General features: G+C 61.7%; 2 protein-coding genes and 1 pseudogene. All 3 read right to left on the bottom strand.

Annotated elements, in window-relative coordinates; translation table 11 throughout:
• Window positions 1–112: 112 nt before the first annotated feature.
• Window positions 113–1,042 carry a DUF2493 domain-containing protein gene (locus A3764_RS17830; protein WP_067920602.1) on the bottom strand — a complete coding sequence of 310 codons (930 nt, stop codon included), beginning with the start codon at window positions 1,040–1,042 and terminating at the stop codon, window positions 113–115.
• An 848-nt stretch (window positions 1,043–1,890) separates the two neighbouring features.
• On the bottom strand, window positions 1,891–2,316 hold the full coding sequence (locus tag A3764_RS24190; protein WP_082851009.1) for a DUF6527 family protein: 426 nt from the start codon (window positions 2,314–2,316) through the stop codon (window positions 1,891–1,893).
• Window positions 2,297–2,749 (bottom strand): annotated as a pseudogene (locus A3764_RS25310) (ThiF family adenylyltransferase); the annotation flags it as partial. The pseudogene A3764_RS25310 and the gene A3764_RS24190, both read right to left, overlap by 20 nt.

The following is a 2,749-nucleotide window of genomic DNA, read 5'->3' on the forward strand; positions in this document are numbered from 1 at the left end:
ACCGGGTAGAGGGATAACGGTGCTGGCCGCCGCAGACTGCCGATCACGCATGACCAATCGCACGCGCCATGAGACATGACGAAAGGGCCGCGCCAAGCGCGACCCCCTCTCTTCACTCCTGCGACGCATTCTTCACCGGGTCCGCAACCCGCATGACCGTCAGGCCTTTCGCTTCCGCTTTCTGCCCGAGGTTCAGCGCGACCCCGTTGCCGCCGAAGAGTACAACCCCCGTCGCCGCGAACTTGTCGTCCAGCATTTCGTCGTTGCACTTGAACGGTGCCGCCCGCCCATGCGCGGACCAGCGCGGATCGAAGCGCGCTTGTGCGACCCCGCGTGCCCGGGCCCACCGAGCCGCAATCATCTCCGCCCCGTGCTTGCCACCCTTGTGGCAGAGGAAGATCTCCTGGTTGCGGTTCTGTTTGATCCGTTCGCGAACCTTGTCGAGCGTGTTGAAGATCACATCGACATCGGTCCAGTCGGTGGCGCCTGAGACGATCAGGGGCACCCCCTCGACTTTCGACTTCTCGGCGGTTTCGCGGTCGTGCTGCTCGAGGAGCTGCCGCGCCTCGAAGACCGCCCCGGTCTCTTGCGCCCGGACGCTCGCGCGCGACCCGGCTGCCGGGATGAAGGCGTGACCGGTCTCAATCTCGTAGCATTCCGCAGCCGCCTCGCTCAACACTTCGATGGCGCTGACAATCTCGCGCAGCTGCACAAAGCGCGCCTGCGCCTCTTCGAGCGCGGTCTCGGCGATCTCCGATCCGTCGTGGGATTTTGCCAGCGCGCCGATCTTGTCGGCGGTGCGGTCGACCTCCTTGCCGAGCGCCACCTTGCGCCGCTGCAGGATCGTGGCGAGCCCATGGGCCAGCGGTTCGATTTCTGCTTCAAGCCCGGTCCCGCGGAGCTGCCCGAGCAAAGCCTCGAAGCTCTCGCGGATGATGTGGTCGGTCAGGATGTGATCTTCCGGGATCGGGAGCTGTGCGTCTTTCTCGGTCAGCCCGAAAAGCTCGATGGTCTCGTAGGTGTTCGCATTGTCGTAAGCCATGTCTGGTCTCCAGTGTTCGGTTCCAAGGCCACCACGTGAGTGTGGGGGCATGGCCGAATGCCTGGTTTCCGAATCTGCCCGGGTCAGGGACGGCGCAGCCGCCGGCTTGCCGGGCGCAAAAGTTTTCCGCGCACGGCACCCGACACATGCGCGCGCTCGCGCATGGCACCGCCCCAAGCCACCGGCTCCGCCCTCGCCGAAAAGTTTTGCGATCCTTGACGCGGGCTGATTTGGGGGCCATCCGGAGGATATGCTTCCGCACTCATGTGTGTGTGTTTTGACGGTAGGTTTGCCCGACCCGAGCAGGCAAACGGCCCGACCGGACGCGGAAGACGGATGAAGCGGCGGGATCGTTTTGGCCTCGGGCCAAAACAGACCAGAGCGCAATCCGGCGGAGCGGCCAGGAAGGGACGTGCTCGCGAGGCGGGCAAACCGGGGGCCTGGGTGCGACGCCGCGGTGAGGCCGCATGGCCGAATGCGCGACGGACCGAAGGGCCGTTCTCCCCTGCGACACGCGAAGCCGAGCAGGGGAGGCCGCAAGGCTGGGACTCAGGTCGATGTGCAGGCGTTAACGCTGCCGACTATACGAGTGTGTTTTCGCCAGCATTCGACGTGATGGGCGGGAGCCAGTCATTCGCAGCGCCTTGGACGAACGGCAGCGATGCGCAGGAAGTGGACTTCGCAAAGTTGCGGGTTTTGGCGGCGGGTGGGGATACATATGCTGCATGCGCATCTGGATAAACCGTCTTTCGCCATAGATGCAGCCGCCACACATCATCGAGCGGAAGGGATTCGGGACAAGGACAAAACCGCTCTCGCGGTAAGGGTATCGGCGTCGGAACTAATCATTACTTGCCGCTTAGCCACAGCCGGAAACGTTGCCAAAGACCTTGTCGCGCATCCGCATTCGCCCTTGCTGCGGGGGCTTCCGGCGCATCGTAATAGCGACCTTTGGCGCGACGGTCGTGAGCCCGTCCTGCTGCAATCTGTTCATCGCTCATATCGCCTGCCCATCGGATATTGCTGTGCTTGATCCAGTAATGCGATCGGCAGGGAAAACTCCAGTTTCCGATGGATGGCGAGAGCGACACAGATACACCGTCATAACCCATCTTCCAATCCGTCGGGCTTAAAGGCGTGACCACTTCGCGGCCGCAGCCACAGGCGCATTTATGAACGGCCGTCGCGTAATCCATGGCAAGATAAAGAACGCCTTCCTCAGTCCTCTCGGGGATCGCATCTACAAATTTATGGTTAATTTTCTTTATCGTCATCGAGCCTGTCCATGTTGTTTATCATGTTGCCGTCAATCGTGTAGTTGCTGGAATGCTCGCCCTCAAAATCGGCATAAAATCCAACCAGTTTCTTCCATCTGAGTACCGCGAGCGTTGCGTTCAGAGCGTTCAGGTCAGCGACTTGGATGTTGGTGGCGTAAGCTTCATCGATCTCTGCTTCGCCCATGCCCACGCGGCGGCGTAGCGGTTCGCGCCGCTCAGCTGTGCTCAGCGTCACCCGCAGCACGCCGACCAAGGCATCGTCGCCCATCTCGATGCCCATACCAACATCGATGAAGGGGATGCCCTGTTCTTCGAGGCGTTCGACTGCCGGGCGTTTGGCGATGCCGGAGTCAACGCACACAAAGACGAAATCCATCTCGTCTAAAAGGTCCGCGTTGGAGGCGTCGAGATAGACCGGGTAAGGGACGAT

Origin of the sequence: Sulfitobacter sp. HI0129, assembly GCF_001635395.1 — a bacterium.
Lineage (GTDB): Bacteria > Pseudomonadota > Alphaproteobacteria > Rhodobacterales > Rhodobacteraceae > Sulfitobacter.

Excerpts from the sequence above, each read along its gene's own strand:
- A3764_RS17830 (WP_067920602.1), bottom strand. The coding sequence starts at position 1,042 with ATGGCTTACGACAATGCGAACACCTACGAGACCATCGAGCTTTTCGGG.
- A3764_RS24190 (WP_082851009.1), bottom strand. The coding sequence starts at position 2,316 with ATGACGATAAAGAAAATTAACCATAAATTTGTAGATGCGATCCCCGAG.